A 19,848-nucleotide genomic window follows, 5' to 3' on the forward strand; every position below is an offset into this window, starting at 1 on the left:
GAAACCGGCCCATACGGGTGTGCCGGCTTGCCGGGGGCGGCGTCAGTCGCGGGCGGACTCCACGGAGTCGACCTCGGCGGCCGTGCTGCCGTACTTCCCGTCCAGCTTGGAGACCAGGCCGGTGACCTGGCGGGCGATGTCCGGGGCGGTCAGCCCGATCTCCGCCATGACCTCGGCGCGGGAGGCGTGGTCGAGGAAGCGGGGCGGGATGCCGAAGTCGCGCAGCGGGACGTCGACGCCCGCGTCGCGCAGCGCCTGGGCGATCGCCGAGCCGACGCCGCCGACCCGGGAGTTGTCCTCGACGGTGACGACGACGCGGTGCCGGTCGGCGAGCGGGGCCATGGCCTCGTCGACCGGTTTGACCCAGCGGGGGTCGACGACCGTGGTGGTGATGCCCTGCCGGTCGAGGAGGGTCGCGATCTCCAGGCACATCGGGGCGAGGGCGCCGACGGAGACCAGCAGCACGTCCGGGGTGTCGGTGCCGCTCTCGCGCAGCACGTCCATGCCGCCCACGCGTCCCACGGCGGGCACGGCGGGGCCCACGGCGCCCTTGGAGAAGCGGACGACGGTCGGCGCGTCCTCGACCTCGACGGCCTCGCGCAGCTGGGCGCGGACCTGGTCGGCGTCGCGCGGGGCCGCGAGCCGCAGCCCCGGGACGACCTGCAGGATCGACATGTCCCACATGCCGTTGTGGGAGGCGCCGTCGGTGCCGGTGACCCCGGCCCGGTCCAGTACGAAGGTCACGCCGCACCGGTGGAGGGCGACGTCCATCAGGACCTGGTCGAAGGCGCGGTTGAGGAACGTGGCGTACACCGCGAACACCGGATGCAGGCCGCCCGCCGCGAGGCCCGCCGCGGAGACGGCGGCGTGCTGTTCGGCGATGCCGACGTCGTAGATGCGCTTCGGGAAGGTGTCCGCGAACTTCTTCAGTCCGACCGGCTGGAGCATCGCCGCCGTGATCGCGACGATGTCCTCGCGCTCCTTGCCGAGCTCGACCATCTCGTCGCCGAAGACGGAGGTCCAGTCGGCGCCCGAGGCCTTGATCGGCAGACCGGTGTCGGGGTGGATGGGGCCGATGCCGTGGAAGCGGTCGGCCTCGTCCTGGAGGGCGGGCTGGTAGCCGCGGCCCTTCTCGGTGAGGCAGTGCACGATGACCGGGCCGCCGAAGCGCTTGGCGCGGGCCAGCGCGGACTCCAGCGCCTCGATGTCGTGGCCGTCGATCGGACCGACGTACTTCAGGCCGAGGTCCTCGAACATGCCCTGGGGGGCGATGAAGTCCTTGAGGCCCTTCTTGGCGCCGTGCAGCGTCTCGTAGAGCGGTCTGCCGACGACGGGGGTGCGCTCCAGCACCTCCTTGGTGCGGGCGAGGAAGCGCTCGTAGCCGTCCGTCGTCCGCAGGGTGGCGAGGTGGTTGGCCAGGCCGCCGATGGTCGGCGCGTACGAGCGCTCGTTGTCGTTGACGACGATGACCAGCGGGCGGTCGCCGTCGGCGATGTTGTTCAGCGCCTCCCAGGCCATGCCGCCGGTGAGCGCGCCGTCGCCGATGACGGCGACCACGTGGTCGCCGCGGTCGAGGATCTGGTTGGCCTTCGCGAGGCCGTCGGCCCAGCCGAGCACCGTGGAGGCGTGGCTGTTCTCGATGACGTCGTGCTCGGACTCGGCCTGCGAGGGGTAGCCGGACAGGCCGCCCTTCATCTTCAGCCGGGAGAAGTCCTGCCGGCCCGTGAGGAGCTTGTGCACGTAGGACTGGTGGCCGGTGTCCCAGAGCACCTTGTCCTTCGGGGACTCGAAGACCCGGTGCAGGGCGATGGTGAGCTCGACCACGCCGAGGTTGGGGCCGAGGTGGCCACCGGTCTTGGACACGGCGTCGACGAGGAAGGTCCGGATCTCCTCTGCCAGCTGGTCCAGCTCCTCCAGGCTGAGCCGGTCCAGATCACGCGGTCCCCTGATGCGGGTCAGCAGCGGCACCCGTGCCTCCTTGCAGTAAAAGCTGATCGAGCTGTTGCCGGGCTTGTCGAGTCTAATGTTCCGCCCGGGCGGACGGACTCCGGCCCATGCGTCATAGGTCACGCGAACGGCCGTACCCAGAATGAGCCTTTCCTATGACACGACTGTGCCCGGCATCGGGAGGGATGCCGGGCACAGGGGTCCTCCGGAGCGTCAGCCGCGACCGGCGGCCTTCTGGCTCTTGCGGGAGATGGAGTCGATGACGACCGCGCCCAGCAGAACACCACCGGTGATCATGTACTGGATCGAGGTGTTCATGTTCAGCAGGTCGAGGCCGGTCTGGATGGACTGGATGACCAGCATGCCCAGGAGCGCGGACCACACCGTGCCGCGTCCGCCGAAGAGGCTCGTGCCACCGATGACGGCCGCCGCGATGGCGAGCATCAGGGTGTTGCCGCCACCGGCGTTCAGCGTCGCGGACGCCGTCTGGCCCGCGAAGAACATGCCGCCGACCGCCGCGAAACCGCCGGAGATGGCGAACACGGTGATGCGGACCATCGGCACGTTGATGCCGGCCCGGCGGGCCGCCTCGATGCCGCCGCCGACCGCGAAGACCTTACGGCCGTACGTGGTGCGACGGAGCACGAAGTCGACGATCACCAGCGCCGCGAGGAAGATCACCAGCGCGTTGGAGACACCGGACGCGTTGTTCAGCACGCTCGCGGCCAGGAAGGACGCGACGGCCAGCGCGCCGACGCGCAGCAGGATCTCCGTGGTGGGCCGGAACGGCACACCGGCGGCCCGGCGGCGGCGCTGCTCGCCGAAGTTGCCGATGGCGGTCAGCACGACCGCGAGACCGGCGAGCAGGTAGGCGCCGATGATGGCCTGGTCCATGAAGAAGGAGTTCTGGCCGAGCAGGTGCACCGGGCCGGAGTCCGACGGGATGTTGATGGTGCCGCTGGAGCCCAGCAGCCACAGCATCAGGCCGTTCCAGCCGAGGAAGCCGGCCAGGGTGACCACGAAGGCCGGTACGCCGATCTTCGCGAAGAACCAGCCGTGCAGCGCGCCGATGCCGACGCCGGTGACGATCGTCAGGACCAGCGACAGCCACGGGTTCATGGTGTGGTCCACCACGAACACAGCGAACAGTGTCGACGCCAGGCCGCTGACGGAACCGACCGACAGGTCGATCTCGCCGAGCAGCAGGACGAACACCAGGCCGATGGCCAGCATGCCGGTGGCCGACATGAAGTAGCTGATGTTGGAGAGGTTGTCGGCGCTCAGGAAGAGGTCGTTCTTCGCCTGGAAGATGGTCCAGATGACGATCAGACCGATGACGACGGGGATCTGACCCAGTTCGCCACCCTTCACCTTGCGCTTGAACTCGGTGAGGTAGCCCTTGAAGCCCTCCTCACGTACCAGCAGACGCGGGTCGACGACGGAGACCGGCGCGGCGGTCGGGTCGTCGGCGGGCGCGACGGTGGTCTGGTCCTCGATGACGCCGCCGGTCTTCTCGACCTTCCCGGGCTCCGAGGAGTCGCTCTTCACGGTCTTGGACGTGTCGCTCACTTTGCCGCCTCCGCGGTGCGACGCCCCGCACGACGGGTCACGGCGTTGTCCGTGGCCCCGGTGATCGCGGCGATGATCTCTTCGTGGCTGGTGTCCTTCACGGGGAAGGAGCCGTTGTTCTTGCCCAGACGCAGGACGGCGACGGTGTCGGCGACCGCCTTGACGTCGGCCATGTTGTGGCTGATGAGGATGACGCCGAGGTTGCGCTCGCGCAGCCGCTCGACCAGGTCGAGGACCTGCGCGGTCTGCTCCACGCCGAGGGCGGCGGTGGGCTCGTCGAGGATGACGACCTTCGGGTCGCCGATCAGGGCACGCGCGATGGCGACGACCTGGCGCTGACCGCCGGAGAGGCTGGCGATCGGGATGCGGACGCTCGGGATGCGGATGGAGAGCGTGGACAGCAGCTCCCGCGCGTTCTTCTCCATCGTCACCTCGTCGATGACGCCGCGGTGCAGCAGCTCGCGCCCGAGGTACAGATTGCCGACCACGTCCAGGTTGTCGCACAGTGCGAGGTCCTGGTAGACGGTCGCGACGCCGAGGCCCTGGGCGTCGTGCGGCTTGTTGATGCTGACCGGGCTTCCCTCCCACTCGATGACGCCCTCATCGATGGGGTGGACACCCGCGATCGTCTTGACCAGGGTGGACTTTCCTGCGCCGTTGTCGCCCACCAGGGCGACCACTTCTCCGGCGTGGACCTCCAGCTCGACGTCGGTGAGTGCCTGCACAGCACCGAATCGCTTGGAGACTCCGCGCAACGCCAGCACGGGCGTAGCGGACACGTGAACCATCTCCTTCGCCGCCTGACCGGCGGGGATGCCGCGCTCAAAGACAGGCGCGGAGGGATGTGCGCGGCAGGCGGGGTACGCGATGCCGACGCACGAGGTTTACAAGATGAACATGCGTGAATCCGCTGCGCTTGGCAACGGTTCCGTCCGACGCCCGCCCCGGCAGCGGGGTGTGAGGTGGGGCGGGCGTCGGACAGGTCTCACGGGACCGGCTGGCGGTCGGTGGGACCCGAGGGCCGGCTCGACAAGCGACTCGAGCGGGGCCCTCGGGACCGGGTGCCTACGAGAGGACCGGCGGACTACTGGATTCCGGCGGTCTTGCAGGCGGCGGCGTACTCGCCGGCGCAGATGTCCGCGACGGTGTACAGACCGTCCTTGATCACCGTGTCCTTGATGTTGGCCTTGGTGACCGACACCGGGGTCAGCAGCTGCGAGGGGACCTTGTCGCCGGAGCCGCTGGTCAGCGTCTCGGTGGCCAGGGCCTTGATGTCCTTGCCCTCCAGCAGGTCGACCGCGAGCTGGGCGGCGGCCTCGGCCTCGGGCTTGAAGGCCTTGTAGACGGTGGAGGACTGGGTGCCGGCGACGATGCGCTGGATGCCCGCGAGCTCGGCGTCCTGGCCGGTCAGCGGGATGCCGCTGATCTTCGCACCCTTGAGGGTGTTGGCGATGCCACCGGCCATGCCGTCGTTGGCGGCGTAGACGCCCGCGATGTTCTTGGCGCCGAGCTGGGTGATGGCCGCGGACATCTTCTGCGCGGCGACCGTGTCCTTCCAGAGGCCGGACTGCTCGTAGGCGATGTCGACCTTGCCGTCGAGCGCCTTGTGCGCGCCTTCCTTGAACTGGCCGGCGTTCGGGTCGGCGTCGTCACCGTTGATCATGACGACCTTCGACTTCGTGGTCGCCTTGGCGCCGAGGGAGTCGAGCAGGGCCTGGCCCTGGAGCTCGCCGACCTTGACGTTGTCGAAGGAGACGTAGGCCGAGACGGGGCCCTGGGCGAGGCGGTCGTACGCGACGACCTTGACACCCTTGTCCACCGCGGACTGGATCGAGGACTTGATCGCGGCGGAGTCCTGGGCGGAGATCACGATGACCTTGACGCCCTTGGTCACCATGCTGCTGACCTGCTGGGCCTGCTTGGCGGAGTCGGCCGCGGCGTTCGCGTACTCGAGCTTGCAGTCGGAGCAGAGCGCCTTGACCTTGGCGTCGAAGTACGGCTTGTCGAACTTCTCGTACCGCGCGGTGACGCTGTCGGGGAGCAGCAGGCCGATGGACTTGTCGCCCTTGCTGCTGCTGCCGGAGTCGCTGTCCTTGTCGTCGCCCGCCTTGCCGCACGCGGCAATCGACAGCGCCATGGACGCGGCGGTGGCGCCGATCACGACTCTACGCATCATTGCGTTCATTTGAGGTGTGCCTCCCTGACAGGGCCGCAACGCTGCGGCCGAGGTGGCTCGAAGTCAACTCGGCCGCAAGTTCGACGTCAAGAAGTAAATACTTAACGAGATGGCAACGGCCTCATTCGTTCTCTAAGTGAAGGCAGGTGTCGCCGCGTTCAGCGTGCCGTCCAAAAGGGTTGAATCGCCCATCTCGCTCAGTGCGAGAGCGAGTGCGCCCAGCACCTCGGCACGGCCACCAAGTGCCCCTGGAAGAACGGAAAGTTGACGCGCCGCACTCGGGATCGCATAGCGGCCGACAGACTCCCTGATGGGACCGAGCACCAGCTCACCGGCCTCGGCGAGATCACCACCCAGGACCACTCGGCTCGGATTCAGCAGGTTGCAGAGATTGGCGACTCCACTGCCGATGTGGCGGCCGACGTCGGCGATCACCCGACGGCAGCCCGGATCGCCGTCCCTCGCCAGCCGCACGACGCCTTCCATCGTCAGATCCGTGCCGTGGCTGGACTGGAGGAGCGGGAGCACATAGCGCGCCGCCGCGAAGGTCTCCAGGCAGCCCCGATTTCCGCAGCGGCAGACGGGGCCGGACTCATCAAGTGTAATATGTCCGATTTCTCCGGCGGTGCCGCCCGGACCCCGGTAGATCTTGCCCTCGATCACCAGACCGGCGCCGACACCGCTCGCGACCTTGATGTACGCGAGATCGCGCACCCCTCTGCCGCTGCCCCAGACCATCTCCCCGAGGGCGCCCAGGTTGGCGTCGTTGTCCACGTGCACGGGCACGCCGAGGCGGCCCCTCATCTCCTCGGCGGGCCTGGTGCCGATCCAGCCGGGCAGGATGGCGGACGAGCCGAGTGTTCCGGACTCCAGATCGATGGGCCCGGGCACGCCGAGACCGACTCCCGCGACCTTCGTACGGTCCACGCCGGTGGCCTCGATCAGGCGCGTGACCAGCTGTTCCGCCCGGTCGAAGCCCTGGGTCGAGGAGGCGTCCACGTCCAGCGGCTCGGACTCCTCGGCCAGGACCTGATGGGCCAGATTGCCCACGGCGACGCGTAGATGGGTATGCCCGAAATCCACCCCGATGACGATGCCCGCGTCGCCGCTCAGACTGACGCTGCGCGCCCTACGTCCGCCGGCCGAGGTGGGCGTCACCTCGACGGTCCCACCGTCCTTGAGCTCGCGCACGATGTTGGACACGGTAGCTGCGGACAAGCCCGTGGTCCGGGCGATCTCCGCTTGCGTGAGGGACCCGGCCAAACGCACGGCGCGTACGACTCGCTCCAGGTTGGCTCGGTGCAGCGACGACTGCGACCCCGGAGTCTCCACGACGACCTCCTGCGCGCGGGACCGCTTCGATGAGGCCCCGTCTATGTCCAACTAGTGAACTCTAAGCTGAGCCGTTCGGGTCGCCTCCCGTCAAGAGGTTGAACAGTATCCGCATGCGTGCGAAGAGACACGGAGGGTGGCGGAACCGGGGGTCGCGGGGTGTGCGGAACCGGTTGCGGGGCGTTGCGGTCAGGGGTTCGAGCGGGCGGCGACGGGGCGGGAAGGGGTCGTGACAGGGCGCGCGCGGAGGTGAGCGCCGGGTGAGCGGCCGGGAAAGGGGTGGGGCGGCGGGTGGGCGGGTGACCGTCGGGGGCCAGGAAATGAAGGCGAAGCCGGTTTCGTCTCGTTCACGGGAGCCGGGACCCGGAGGCGGAGCGGCCGACGTCCGGCGGGGATGTCACGTGACGCGGCCTTGCGCGGAGCCTCGGCGGCAGACCGGCGAGGACGCGAACGGCGGGGGAACGCCGGCCCACGGCTTCAGTGGCGAGAAACAGCGAGAAACAACTGGGGGACCGTCGCTGACGGAAGGCCGGCGCAGCCCTCGTACGGCGGCGGAGGCGGGCCCCGCGAGTGTGTGCGCGCCACCACGAACAGGCGGCAGGCGGCAGGCGGCAGGCGGCAGGCGGCAGGCGGCAGGCGGCAGGCGGCAGGCGGCAGGCGGCAGGCGGCAGGCGGCAGGCGGCAGGCGCAACGAGTGCGATGGCGGTTGCGGCGGGTCGGTCCGCGCGGGCGGTCCCGTGGGGCGGGTGCCCGCGCAGACCCGAAGGGTGTCTCGGGGCAGGTCCCGCCTCCCGCCCGCCCCTCCCTCGGACGCGCTCCTACTTCAGCGCTCCCGCGGTCAGTCCCTGCACGACCTGCCGCTGGAAGACGATGTACGCGGCGAGCACCGGCAGCATCGCCATCACGAGGCCCGCGAAGAGCCCCGACCAGTCACCCTTGTAGCCCTGGCTGACGGCCAGTTGGACCAGGCCCTGGGTGAGGACGCGCTTGTCGGGGTCGGTGTTGAGGACCGTGGGGAGCATGTACTGGTTCCACTGGCCCAGGAAGTTGAAGATGCCGACGCTGATCAGGCCCGGCTTGGCCATCGGCACCATGATCTGGAAGAACGTACGGCTGTGCGAGGCGCCGTCCACGAAGGCCGCCTCCGCCACCGAGGTCGGCAGCGTGCGGAAGAAGGCGGTCAGGAAGAACACCGTGAACGGCAGTGAGTAGGCGATGTAGACGAGGATCAGGCCGTGGATGGAGTTCAGCAGGCCCATGTTGTTCACGACGTAGAACAGCGGGACCAGCGCCAGCATGATCGGGAAGCTCATGCCCCCGATGAAGAGGTAGTAGATGAAGCGGTTGCCCGGGAAGTCGAACCGGGCGAGGACGTAGGCCGCCATGGAACCGAGGACCAGCGTGCCGATGAGGGAACCGCCCACCACCAGGACGGTGTTGAGGAAGTAGTCGCTCATGTTGGCCTCGGTCCAGGCCCGTGACCAGTTGTCGAAGTGCAGTTTGTCCGGCAGCGACCAGGGTGAGCCGAAGATCGAGCTGTCGTCCTTGAAGGACGTCATCACCGCCCACAGCAACGGCAGCACGACCATGATCGCCCAGATGACCAGGATGCCGTGGGAGAAGGCGTTGAGAACGTTTCCTTCCGTCTTCTTCCCCGTAGACGGTTTCCTGGCGGCCAGGTCGATTTTCGTCACGGGGACAGCCGAGCCGGACTCGGCCGGCGGAGGGGCGGGGGATTCGGTCGTCTTCATCGTCAGTACTCCAGCCGCTCGCGCCGTCCCAGCCGCATCACGACCGCGGCGAAGGCCAGCGTCACGATGAGCAGGGCGACGCCGATGGTGGTGGCGTAGGCGGCCTGGCCGTCACGGAAGGCCTTCTGGTACACGTACAGGACCATGACGGTGGTCGAGTAGTCGGGACCGCCGGGCCCGGTCGTCATGATCTGCACGACCGCGAACGACTCGGCGCCCAGCGCGAGGATCCCCATGTAGACCCAGCCCGACTGCACGGTGTCCCAGAGCAGTGGCAGGGTGATGCGGAAGAAGGTCGCGGCCCGGCCCGCGCCGTCCAGCAGTGCGGCTTCGTACAGGTCCGCCGGGATGGAGGCCATGCCCGCCGAGAACAGGACCACGAAGAAGCCGACCGTGGACCAGACCAGCACCGCCATCACGCACCACAGCGCGAGATCCGGATCGCCGAGCCAGAGCGGCTGGAGGCCGTCCAGTCCGACGCCGCGGAAGAAGGAGTTGATCGCGCCGCTGTCCGGGTTGTACGCGAAGGCGAACAGCAGCGCCACGATGGCGATCGACAGCACCTGGGGAAAGAAGTACACGATCTTGTAGAAGGAGGAACCGCGGACCCCGGAGATCACCGGGCCGCCCCTCCTCCGCCGTCCACCGACATTGATCATGAAGGCGAAGAACAGCGCCAGACTGATCGTCACCAGCGGCAGCACGACCGCGAACATCAAGCTGTGCTGCAAGGACTTCCAGAAGATCTCGTCGTCCAGCATCCTCCGGTAATTGTCCAGGCCGACCATCTTGAATTCGGGGCTCAGGCCGGTCCAGTCCGTGAACGAGTAGTAGATGGACTGGATGAACGGCCACACCACGAAGAGCGCGTACAGTCCCAGGGGGAGCGCCAGGAACCCCACGATGAACCGGTACTTGCCGTGCTGCATCGCCACTCCGGTGCTTTTATGGACACTTCGCCGTGATTCTCGCCGTCATTGGTGCTTGTAATGCTTGATCGACGTGTCTTTCGCGGCCTCGTCGGCATAGCCCTGGATCTTCTTGATCGCCTCGGCCGGAGTCAGTCGGCCCGCCATCATCTCGCCCAGGCCGGACACCCCGATCTTTTCCTTCTGCAACTGGACATACCAGTCCTGAAGTCGCGGATTCACCACGTTCTCGCCGGCCTTGTCCAGCGCCGCCACACCGGACTTGAGGCCGGGGGTGAGGGTGATGCCGTCGGTGCCGCCGTTGTACGCGGTCAGCGACTTGACCTTCGAGGTGAAGTTCTTGGAGGACGCCTCGCTGAGCATGATGCGCAGCTGTTCCATGCCGCCCGCCGCGTTCTTCGCCTTGGCCGGCACGACGAAGGGCTCGCCGCCGGAGGCCCAGATGGTCCCGAAGGGCATCTTGTCGGAGGAGTCGATGCCGGTGGGCGCGGAGACGGCCAGGTCGAAGTCGGCGGGGATGACGTTCGCCGACTCGTTCTCCACCCAGGAGCCGTTGGGGATGAACAGGGCCTTGCCCTTGGCCCACGCGGTCTGCGACTGGATGTGGTCCAGCCCCGGGGTGCCCTTGAGGACGTAACCCTTCTTGTAGAGCTCGTAGTAGGCGTCGAAGCAAGCCTTTACCGCCGGGTGTTTCCAGGCGTTCGGCTCCAGGTTGTCGATGGCGTCGAGGACCTCGCGACCGCCCACCTTGCCGATCATCGGGTACAGCGAGAAGGGGAGGTAGTACGGGTACTTGCCCGCGTACGTCCAGCCCGCGATGCCCTTCTTCTTGGCCTTCTCGCAGACCGCGAGCATCTGGTCCCAGGTCTCCGGGTACGTGGCGTCGAGCGAGTCCAGGGCCTTCTGCGAGTACCAGACGCCGTAGACGGTGTAGGCGTAGTACATGATCCAGACCGGGTCGCCGTCGAACTGGCCCATCTCGACGATGCCGGGCCGCAGGGTGTCGCGCACCTTCTTGTTCGGGTCGTCGTAGGACGCGGCGTCCAGGAGCGGAGTGAGGTCGGCAAGCTGTTTCTTGCCGACCAGGACGCCCATGTCCATCTGCTCGGCGCCGGAGTTGTCGATGAGGTCGGGCGGGGTGCCCTGGTTGAAGCGGGGCTGGAGGGTCGACTGGATCTTCTGGGTGGCCGAGAACTTCACCTTCGCGCCGGGGAAGCCCTTCTCGTAGATCTTGACCGCGTCCTCGGCGTACTCCTTGCCGAAACCGCCGTCGAACAGGACGAATTCGAGCTGGGCGGTCTCGTTGACCGCGAGGGGATTCTTCGCGGTCTTCTTCCCGGCCTTGGCCTTGTCCTCGTCGCCCCCGCCGCTGCTGGCGCAGGCGGACAGAAAGCTCATCGTCGGGACGGAGATCAGGCCGAGCGCCGCGGATCTCTTGATCAGATCTCGGCGGCCGACACCTGCGGAGCCGTTCTTGTCGGAGCCGATGTTCTCGGAGTGGGATCCCATGCTCAAGTCCTCGCCTTCTCCAGGACTCAGGCGGTGCACCGGATCCTTCCCGGCACCGCGGTCAGGTCAAGCAGGGTCGTGCGGATCATGCGGTCGGAATCATGCGGCCGGCGCCGTGCGGGCAGCAGCGGGCGATCGACCATCACGCGATCGGACGGCACCGCCGGAATCGACGGTGAATCGCCGACAGGTATAGTCCACTTCTTGCCAACTGAGCAAGATCGAATGCAAGGTTGGCCGTTGGTCTTTTCCGAGTTGAGACCTCCCGGAAATATGACCGGCCGGTGGGTGGCTTGCCGGAAAATTGCATGACATGGGCCCCGCCTGGCGCAATCAACATCCTTGACATCACTGTCCACTTGGCCACCTACTGATTCCTGCGCACCACGAAGACAACGTTGTCCGGGGCGTTGTCCGGCGCGGGGAGGGTACTCACGCATGCGACGGTTGGGACGGTTGCGGGCGGTCGTGATCACGGCCGCCCTGGTTATGACGGTCGGCGCACAGGGGACGGCGGTCGCGCTGCCCTCCCCGGTGCCGGTACCGAGCCGGGGGTTCGCCTCGTCCTTCGAGACGGGTCAACACGCCCCCGACTGGCAGAGCACGGTCGACACCACGCCCGGAGGCGGCAAACGGGCCTCGGGCGTGGACGGCGGGTACGGCGGCGGGCTCCCCGGCGATGTGACCGACCGGGTCACGGACGTCCGGGCGAGCGCGGAGAACACGGCCGGCGGCGAGGTGAAGGAGAACCTCGTCGACGGCGAGGCGAGCACCAAGTGGCTGGCCTTCGCGACCACCGGCTGGGCCGAGTTCGACCTCGACGAGCCCGCGCCAGTCAGCACCTACGCACTCACCTCGGCCAATGACGTCGCCGAGCGCGACCCCGCCGACTGGACCCTCTCGGGCTCGGCGGACGGCACCGCGTGGACACCGCTCGACACCCGTTCCGGGGAGTCGTTCGCCGAGCGGTTCCAGACCCGTACGTACACCCTCGCGGCCCCGGCCGAGTACCGGCACTTCCGGCTGGAGGTCACCCGCAACCACGGCGCCGGCATCCTCCAGCTCGCCGACGTGCGGTTCGGCACGGGCGGCAGCGACGGGCCCGTCCCGCCGGACATGCTCACCGTCGTCGACCGGGGCCCGAGCGGCTCACCGACCGCGAAGGCGGGCGCAGGGTTCAGCGGGCGACGCGCGCTGCGTTACGCGGGTCGGCACACCGCTTCCGGCCACGCCTACTCGTACAACAAGGTTTTCGACGTGAACGTCCGGGTCGGCTCCCGCACGGAGCTGGCGTACCGGATCTTCCCCGGGATGGCGGACGGCGACCGTGACTACGCCGCGACGAACGTCTCCGTGGACCTGGCCTTCACGGACGGCACGTATCTGAGCGGGCTCGGGGCGACCGACCAGTACGGCTTCCCGCTGTCGCCCCGCGGCCAGGGCGCCGCGAAGGTGCTGTACGTCAACCAGTGGAACGACGTGAGGTCCGGGATCGGGACGGTGGCGGCCGGGAAGACGGTCGACCGGATCCTCGTGGCCTACGACTCCCCCGGCGGCCCGGCCCGGTTCCGCGGCTGGGTGGACGACATCGCGCTGCGCACCCCCGCCCCCGAGGCGCCGAAGGCGCACCTGTCGGACTACGCGGTGACCACCCGCGGCACCCTTTCCAGTGGGAGCTTCTCGCGCGGAAACACGTTTCCCGCCACGGCCGTGCCGCACGGCTTCAACTTCTGGACGCCGGTGACCAACGCGTCCTCGCTCGGCTGGCTGTACGACTACGCCCGGGCCAACAACGCGGACAACCTGCCGACGATCCAGGCGTTCAGCGCGAGTCACGAACCCAGTCCGTGGATGGGCGACCGGCAGACCTTCCAGGTGATGCCGTCGGCCGCGGCCGGCGTCCCGGACACCGGGCGGACGGCACGGGCACTGGCGTTCCGGCACGGAAACGAGACCGCCCGCCCGTTCTACTACGGCGTCCGTTTCGAGAACGGTCTCACGGCGGAGATGGCGCCGACCGACCACGCGGCCGCCCTGCGCTTCACCTACCCGGGCTCGGACGCGAGCGTCGTCTTCGACAACGTGACCGACCAGGCGGGGCTGACCCTGGACGAGGAAACCGGCGTCGTCACCGGTTACTCCGACGTGAAGTCGGGACTGTCGACGGGAGCGACACGACTGTTCGTGTACGGCGAGTTCGACGCCCCGGTGACGGAGGGCGCGTCGAGCGGCGTAAAGGGTTACCTGCGTTTCGACGCGGGCGCCGACCGTACGGTCACCCTGCGCCTGGCGACCTCCCTCATCAGTGTCGACCAGGCCCGTGACAACCTCCGCCAGGAGATTCCGCAGGACACCGACTTCGACACGGTCAAGCAGCGCGCCCAGCGGCAGTGGGACAAGCTCCTCGGCACCGTGGAGGTCGAAGGCGCGAGCCAGGACCAGCTCACCACGCTGTACTCCAGCCTGTACCGGCTGTACCTGTACCCCAACTCCGGTTTCGAGAAGGTCGGTTCGACGTACCAGTACGCGTCGCCGTTCTCACCGATGCCGGGCCCGGACACCCCGACCCACACGGGCGCGAAGATCGTGGACGGCAAGGTCTACGTCAACAACGGTTTCTGGGACACCTACCGGACGACCTGGCCGGCCTACGCCCTGCTGACCCCCACCCAGGCCGGGCAGCTGACCGACGGTTTCGTCCAGCAGTACAAGGACGGCGGGTGGACCTCGCGCTGGTCCTCCCCCGGATACGCCGACCTGATGACCGGCACCTCGTCCGACGTCGCCTTCGCCGACGCGTTCGTCAAGGGAATCGGCTTCGACGCCAAGGCGGCGTACGAGGCGGCCCTGAAGAACGCGACGGTCGTCCCCCCGGCGTCGGGCGTGGGCCGCAAGGGCATGTCCACCTCGCCCTTCCTCGGTTACACCGGCACCGCCACGCACGAGGGCCTGTCGTGGGCGCTGGAGGGCTATCTCAACGACTACGGCATCGCCCGCATGGGCCAGGCCCTGTACCGGCAGACCGGCGAGAAACGCTACCGGGAGGAGGCCGACTACTTCCTCAACCGCGCTCAGGGCTATGTGCACCTCTTCGACACGAAGGCCGGGTTCTTCCAGGGGAAGGACGAGAAGGGCGACTGGCGGGTGCCGTCGGAGAGCTACGACCCGCGGGTCTGGGGTTACGACTACACCGAGACCAACGGCTGGGGCTACGCCTTCACCGCCCCGCAGGACAGCCGCGGCCTGGCCAACCTGTACGGCGGCCGCGACGGTCTGGCGAAGAAGCTCGACACCTACTTCGCCACCCCGGAAACCGCTTCCCCGGAGTTCGCGGGCTCGTACGGCGGTGTCATCCATGAGATGACGGAGGCACGGGACGTGCGGATGGGCATGTACGGGCACTCCAACCAGGTCGCCCACCACGCCATCTACATGTACGACGCGGCAGGGCAGCCCTGGAAGGCCCAGGCGAAGGCCCGTGAGGTCCTCGCCCGGCTGTACACCGGCAGCTCGATCGGGCAGGGGTACCACGGCGACGAGGACAACGGCGAGCAGTCGGCCTGGTACCTGTTCTCCGCGCTCGGCTTCTACCCGCTGGTGATGGGAAGCGGCGAGTACGCCGTCGGCTCCCCGCTGTTCACCAAGGCGACCGTGCACCTGGAGAACGGCAAGGACCTGGTGGTCAAGGCTCCCAAGAACAGCGCCAGGAACGTGTACGTGCAGGGGCTGAAGGTCAACGGCCGCGCCTGGTCCTCGACTTCGCTGTCCCACGCACTGCTCGCCAAGGGCGGGGTCCTGGAGTTCGACATGGGACCGAAGCCCTCGTCGTGGGGGTCGGGAAAGAACGCGGGACCGGTTTCGATCACACAGGACGACAAGGTGCCGGCGCCGCGCACGGACGTGCTGAAGGTCGCGGGCGCGCTGTTCGACGACACCTCGGCGACGCAGGAGACGGTGTCGGGCGCGATCGCCCTGCCGGTCACCACCGGCACCAGGGCGGTGCAGTACACACTCACCTCGGCCGACCACGCGCAGGCGCCGACGAGTTGGGTTCTCCAGGGCTCCTCCGACGGCCTGTCGTGGAGCGACCTGGACCGGCGCGCCGGCGAGACCTTCCCGTGGGACCGGCAGACACGCGCCTTCACGGTCGAGCGGCCGGGCACGTACGCGCACTACCGTCTGGTCCTCGACGGCGACGCGGCCGGGGCGGGCGCCGAGGGCGCGACGAGCACCACGCCCGCCGGCACCCGGGCGGCTCAAGTCAGCTTGGCAGAGGTGGAGTTGTTGTCCTGATCCGGTAACCGAAAGCGAGGGCGCGCTGTACCGGGCGTCACCCGTGTTCCAGAATCATCAGGCCGCCCGCGGACAGCGCGGGCGGCCCGTGATGGAGGGGGAAAGCGGTACATGACCATCATCAGACGGTTCACGGGACTGCTCGCGGGCGCGGCGCTGGGTGCGGGCGCCCTGGTCGCGACGGCGGCTCCGGCGCAGGCGTACAGCCCCAACCCGGAGTTCCGGGCGTACTACTACGACACCGACAACTGCCCGTGCAGCGGCGGCAACCTCACCGACCCGTTCGACAACACGTACTTCGCGAACGACGCCGGCGGGCAGGCCGTGAAGATGGAACTGACCTACTCGGGGGCATTCGTCGGCAAGGTGGAATTCCATCCCAACGACGAGAAGCTGTGGGTCTACGACACCGCCAACGACGGGGACACGTACTACGTCAAGGTCAGCTACACCTCGGGCGGCTCGACCCACAACCTCGGAACCTTCAGCCCGCCCGGGACCACGGCGGTGCTGGACTACCAGGTCCTGGACTTCGACCTGCCCGAAGGCGCTTACGTCGACATCTCCGTCTACGACGACGCGGCTCTCACCGACCTGATCGGCGCGGCTCGCGGCACCGGATCGGCCATCGCCTAGGCAAGCCCGCGTCACCCGCGGGGCCCTGCCGCACAGCCCGCGGGGCCCTGCAGCACACCGCGCCCGTCCGGTCCGAGGGGAACGACCCGCCCGTCCGCCGCCGGCCGCGTTCCGGCCGGCGGGCAGCGGGCGCTCGTCGGAGTGGCTCGCTCGCCGCCGCTGAGGCGATCGCGGGTCTCCCCTGCGCGAGCACATGCGCAGACAGTCGGCCGCCGACCGGCGGGTCCCGGCCAACTCGTCTCCCATTGTTCCCGCTCGTTCCAACTCGGTTGGCTCCTACACGCGTTGACCCGGTAGGGTCGACCACGCGACGTCGAGACAACGTTGTCGCATCGCGATCCCCGTCCGTGGCACCGTCCTGGCGGGGACACCCCGGACCGCCCCGATCCCCCCTCGGGGCAGGCCCGGCTCGCGGGCCCGGTGGACGTGCGGCTCACCGCCCACCGGGCCCGCCCTGAGCTGCCGCTCCCCCACTCAGCCGACCCTGCACGGAAGACTCGTGGCGCTGTCGCCGCCCGCACCGTTGACGACGTATCCGAACGTCGTGCTCTGGCCCGGACTCAACGAGCCGTTCCAGTCGGCGTTGTGGACCATCACCGCCTGCCCGTCGTACGTCGCGTTGCCGCTCCACAGACTGGCCACCGACTGCCCCGTGGGCAGCGTCCAGTCGACCATCCAGCCGAGCATCGGAACGTCGCCGGAGTTGGTGACGGTCACCTCGGACTGGTAGCCGCCGGTCCAGCTGTTGGTGGTCCGCCGCGTGGCCGTGCACGTGCCGGGCACGGGCTCGGTCGGGTTGCCCGGTTCGTGGATGCCGGTCACCTCGCCGTTTCCGCCGTCGAAGACGACGTCGGAGCAGGAGTAGAAGGTCTCGGCGCTGTCCGAGCGCTGCCAGACCATGTAGATGATGTGCCGGCCGGACTTGTTCGCCGGGAGCTGCCCGGTCCAGGAGTAATTGGCCTCGACCGTGCCCGGACTGCCGTTGAGCGGCGGGTGGTCGACGGAGAGGAAGGGCTGGTTCTCCATCGCGTCCCAGGTGAGGGTCCGGGTCGGGTCGAAGCCGTCCTTGGTCACATAGACGTAGAACCAACCCGGGTGCGCGGCCCAGGCGTTGTAGGAGAAGTCGACGCTCGCGCCCGAGGTGAGATGGGTGAGCGGCCAGTCACTGCGGGCCGCGTCGAAACCGGTGAAGTTGGTGTTGCCGCCACTGCACAGCTGGCCGTCCGGCACGAAGCCGCGGGTGCGGCCCGCCCCGTCGGAGCGCAGCACCGAGAACCAGTTGTAGAACGGTGTGGTACCGCTTACCTGCTGCGCGTTCTTGCAGGCCGGGTTCACCGGCTTGATCTCACCGGTCTCGGTCAGCCCGTCCTGCCAGCACAGAAACGTGCGACTGCCGGGTTTCATGGGGGTTCCGTGGGCCTCGGCCTTGCCGCCGGTCGTGACGATCAGACCCAGCGCGGGGACGGTGGCCAGCAGCGCGAGGAGGACGAGGAGGAGGGCCCGGGTGCGTAACTTCGATCGCGGCTCTGACGTGATCATGACAGATTGCATGACAAATGGATCCGCCTTCCGTGTACGGACCGTGCGTGCATGGGGTGCACTGCGGATGCGGGTGAGGGGGCGTGAAGTGGGAGCCTCCCGGACCCGAGCCCGGCAGGTTCCGGTCCGCCGGACGCGAGCGGATGTGGGAGCGCTCCCACTTCACCTGTGGCGGAAGGTATCGCCGTACGGCCCACTTGTAAACGGGCGCGTACGGCGCTGTCGCGAAACGGCTGCTGCCAGCGGAGTGCGGCGGCGCCTGGGCGACGTCGGGACGACCTCTCGGCGAGGTCTGGAGGTGTCGGGCGGAAACGGTGATCGGCTCGGCGGACCGTGACCGCCGCGCGGCACGGGCCGACGAAGCGGAGTGACCGCCGAGCGGCACGAGTCGACGAAGCGGCATGGGCCCGTGCAGCGGACGGGTCGACGGAGCCGCACGACTCGGCGCAGAGGCACGGGTCGGGGCAGGGGCACGGGCCCTCGCAGCAGACGGGTCGACGAAGCGGCACGACTCGGTGCAGCAACACGGGTCGGCGCAGAGGCACGGGTCGGCTGTCCCTGGTGAGCAGGTCGAGGGCGATGCCCCTGCGGTGCGGCGGGGCTCGTCGGGGTCGAGTGCCTCGGCGGCGTTTCCGGTCAGCTCACCGACACCTGGGGGCTGCGGGTGAGGGGGTCCGCGCCGGTCTCCCCCGCGAGGGGCAGCTCCACCGTGAACTCCGTGCGGCCCGGTTCGCTGCGCACGTCGATACGACCGTCGTGGGCCGCGGTGATCGCCGCGACGATGGCGAGGCCGAGTCCGGCGCCGCTGCCCGCGGTGGCGCGGGCCCGGGAGGGGTCGGCGCGGGTGAAGCGTTCGAAGACCGTGGGGAGGAGGTCGGGCGGGATGCCGGGGCCGTCGTCACGCACGCGCACCGCGCACATCCCCCGTCGCGCCTCCACCACGGCCACGACGCTCGTGCCGACGGGTGTGTGCACCCGCGCGTTGGCCAACAGGTTGGCGACGACCTGGTGGAGGCGTGCCTCGTCGCCGACGACCAGGGGCGCCTCGTCGAGGACGAGTTCCAGTTGCCAGTCGTGACCGCTGCCCGCGGCCCGCGCGTCCCACACCGACTCGGCGACGAGCGCCGCGAGGTCCACCTCGGCGGACTGCAGCGGTCGGCCCTCGTCCAGCCGGGCGAGCAGCAACAGGTCCTCCACGAGGCCGGTCATCCGCGCCGACTCCGCCGTCACCCGGCGCCAGGCCAGTCCCGGTTCGATGCGGTCCGTGCCCCGGTTCATCAGCTCCGCGTATCCGGCGATGGAGGCGAGGGGGGTGCGCAGTTCATGGCTGGCGTCGGCCAGGAAACGGCGCATGCGTTCCTCGCTGCGGCGCATCCGCTCCTCACTGCGCTGGCGTTCGGCGAGCGAGGACTCCACGTGGTCGATCATGCGGTTCAGAGCGGCGCCCACCTGGCCCGCCTCGCTGCCGGGGTCGGTGTCCCGTTCGGGAACACGGGTGAGACCGGTTACCTCGCCGCGGCAGAGCGGGGCGTGCGACACCTCGACGGCGGTGGCGGCGACCCTGCCGAGGGGGCGCAGCTGACGTCGTATGACCACGGCGCAGACGCAGCCGGCCAGGGCCAGACCCGCCGCGGCCACCACCGCCTCCACGACCACCAGGCCGCTGATCATGTCCTGGACGTCGTCCATCGGGAGGCCGGTGAGCACGCGTACGCCGTTGTCGTCGAGTGCGGTGAAGCGATAGGTGCCCAGGTCGGGGACCGTCCGGGTGTGCAGACGGCCGTCGGGCTCGATGCCTTTCAGGGCGGCGGTCTGGGGGGCCGACAGATTCTGCGGCGGAGCGTCCTGGCCCACCGTAGCCGCCGCGAGGACGGTGCCGTCCGCGTCCAGACGGGCGGCGAGCATCCCGGCCGGATGGCCGCTCTCGTTGAGAAACGTGAGGTCGCGCGTCAGGTCCGGGTGGAGGGAGGCGCCGCCCAGACTGCGTTCCGCGGCGTTGGCGACACGGTCGTCCAGGTTGCCCAGCAGGTAGGCACGCTGAGCGAAGACGGCGGTGAGGGCCATCACGGCGCACACGGCGACGAGAACGACGCTGATGAAGATCAGGAGACGCGTGCGCAGGGAACCCACACGCGGACGGGCATCCCGGCTCCGGACATCCCACCGG

The 19,848-nt window shown here is 68.9% G+C and carries 12 protein-coding genes; 2 read left to right on the forward strand and 10 right to left on the reverse strand.

Annotated elements, in window-relative coordinates; all coding sequences use genetic code 11:
* Positions 1–42 precede the first annotated feature (42 nt).
* From dxs to ngcE, 8 genes are all read right to left on the reverse strand, one after another.
* Entirely contained in the window at positions 43–1,968 is a 1,926-nt protein-coding gene (dxs, locus tag J2X68_RS33130; RefSeq protein ID WP_310436352.1) for a 1-deoxy-D-xylulose-5-phosphate synthase, read from the reverse strand.
* Between the two features lie 192 nt (positions 1,969–2,160).
* A complete protein-coding gene (locus tag J2X68_RS33135; protein ID WP_399041435.1) occupies positions 2,161–3,516 on the reverse strand; it encodes a sugar ABC transporter permease in 1,356 nt (451 codons plus the stop codon).
* A complete protein-coding gene (locus J2X68_RS33140) occupies positions 3,513–4,304 on the reverse strand; it encodes an ATP-binding cassette domain-containing protein (RefSeq protein WP_310436301.1) in 792 nt (263 codons plus the stop codon). The genes J2X68_RS33135 and J2X68_RS33140 overlap by 4 nt, the downstream gene beginning before the upstream one ends.
* A gap of 296 nt (positions 4,305–4,600) precedes the next feature.
* Positions 4,601–5,701: a substrate-binding domain-containing protein gene (locus J2X68_RS33145; RefSeq protein WP_310436302.1), complete on the reverse strand. Its 1,101-nt coding sequence runs from the start codon at positions 5,699–5,701 to the stop codon at positions 4,601–4,603.
* Between the two features lie 123 nt (positions 5,702–5,824).
* Positions 5,825–7,024 carry an ROK family transcriptional regulator gene (locus J2X68_RS33150; RefSeq protein ID WP_310436303.1) on the reverse strand — a complete coding sequence of 400 codons (1,200 nt, stop codon included), beginning with the start codon at positions 7,022–7,024 and terminating at the stop codon, positions 5,825–5,827.
* 818 nt (positions 7,025–7,842) lie between these two features.
* Complete coding sequence (locus J2X68_RS33155; protein WP_310436304.1) at positions 7,843–8,775, reverse strand: carbohydrate ABC transporter permease; 933 nt, start codon at positions 8,773–8,775, stop codon at positions 7,843–7,845.
* Between the two features lie 2 nt (positions 8,776–8,777).
* Positions 8,778–9,704, reverse strand: coding sequence for a carbohydrate ABC transporter permease (locus J2X68_RS33160; protein WP_057605787.1), 927 nt, complete (start codon positions 9,702–9,704; stop codon positions 8,778–8,780).
* A 45-nt stretch (positions 9,705–9,749) separates the two neighbouring features.
* Positions 9,750–11,213 carry an N-acetylglucosamine/diacetylchitobiose ABC transporter substrate-binding protein gene (ngcE, locus tag J2X68_RS33165; RefSeq protein ID WP_310436305.1) on the reverse strand — a complete coding sequence of 488 codons (1,464 nt, stop codon included), beginning with the start codon at positions 11,211–11,213 and terminating at the stop codon, positions 9,750–9,752.
* Between the two features lie 438 nt (positions 11,214–11,651).
* Here ngcE and J2X68_RS33170 point away from each other — a divergent pair, with 438 nt between their 5' ends.
* Positions 11,652–15,506 (forward strand): GH92 family glycosyl hydrolase, encoded by a 3,855-nt coding sequence (locus tag J2X68_RS33170; RefSeq protein ID WP_399041438.1) that lies wholly within the window; start codon positions 11,652–11,654, stop codon positions 15,504–15,506.
* Between the two features lie 111 nt (positions 15,507–15,617).
* Complete coding sequence (locus tag J2X68_RS33175; protein ID WP_310436306.1) at positions 15,618–16,142, forward strand: hypothetical protein; 525 nt, start codon at positions 15,618–15,620, stop codon at positions 16,140–16,142.
* Positions 16,143–16,616: 474 nt separating this feature from the next.
* Here J2X68_RS33175 and J2X68_RS33180 read toward each other — a convergent pair whose 3' ends face one another.
* Entirely contained in the window at positions 16,617–17,681 is a 1,065-nt protein-coding gene (locus J2X68_RS33180) for a lytic polysaccharide monooxygenase (protein WP_310436307.1), read from the reverse strand.
* Between the two features lie 636 nt (positions 17,682–18,317).
* Positions 18,318–19,811, reverse strand: a complete 1,494-nt coding sequence (locus tag J2X68_RS33185) for an ATP-binding protein (protein WP_310436308.1) — start codon at positions 19,809–19,811, stop codon at positions 18,318–18,320.
* Positions 19,812–19,848: the final 37 nt, after the last annotated feature.

The organism is Streptomyces sp. 3330, assembly GCF_031456635.1.
Classification (GTDB): domain Bacteria; phylum Actinomycetota; class Actinomycetes; order Streptomycetales; family Streptomycetaceae; genus Streptomyces.

Excerpts from the sequence above, each read along its gene's own strand:
- J2X68_RS33140 (WP_310436301.1), bottom strand. The coding sequence starts at position 4,304 with ATGGTTCACGTGTCCGCTACGCCCGTGCTGGCGTTGCGCGGAGTCTCC.
- J2X68_RS33145 (WP_310436302.1), bottom strand. The coding sequence starts at position 5,701 with ATGAACGCAATGATGCGTAGAGTCGTGATCGGCGCCACCGCCGCGTCC.
- J2X68_RS33155 (WP_310436304.1), bottom strand. The coding sequence starts at position 8,775 with ATGAAGACGACCGAATCCCCCGCCCCTCCGCCGGCCGAGTCCGGCTCG.
- J2X68_RS33160 (WP_057605787.1), bottom strand. The coding sequence starts at position 9,704 with ATGCAGCACGGCAAGTACCGGTTCATCGTGGGGTTCCTGGCGCTCCCC.
- ngcE (WP_310436305.1), bottom strand. The coding sequence starts at position 11,213 with ATGGGATCCCACTCCGAGAACATCGGCTCCGACAAGAACGGCTCCGCA.
- J2X68_RS33170 (WP_399041438.1), top strand. The coding sequence starts at position 11,652 with ATGCGACGGTTGGGACGGTTGCGGGCGGTCGTGATCACGGCCGCCCTG.
- J2X68_RS33175 (WP_310436306.1), top strand. The coding sequence starts at position 15,618 with ATGACCATCATCAGACGGTTCACGGGACTGCTCGCGGGCGCGGCGCTG.
- J2X68_RS33180 (WP_310436307.1), bottom strand. The coding sequence starts at position 17,681 with ATGATCACGTCAGAGCCGCGATCGAAGTTACGCACCCGGGCCCTCCTC.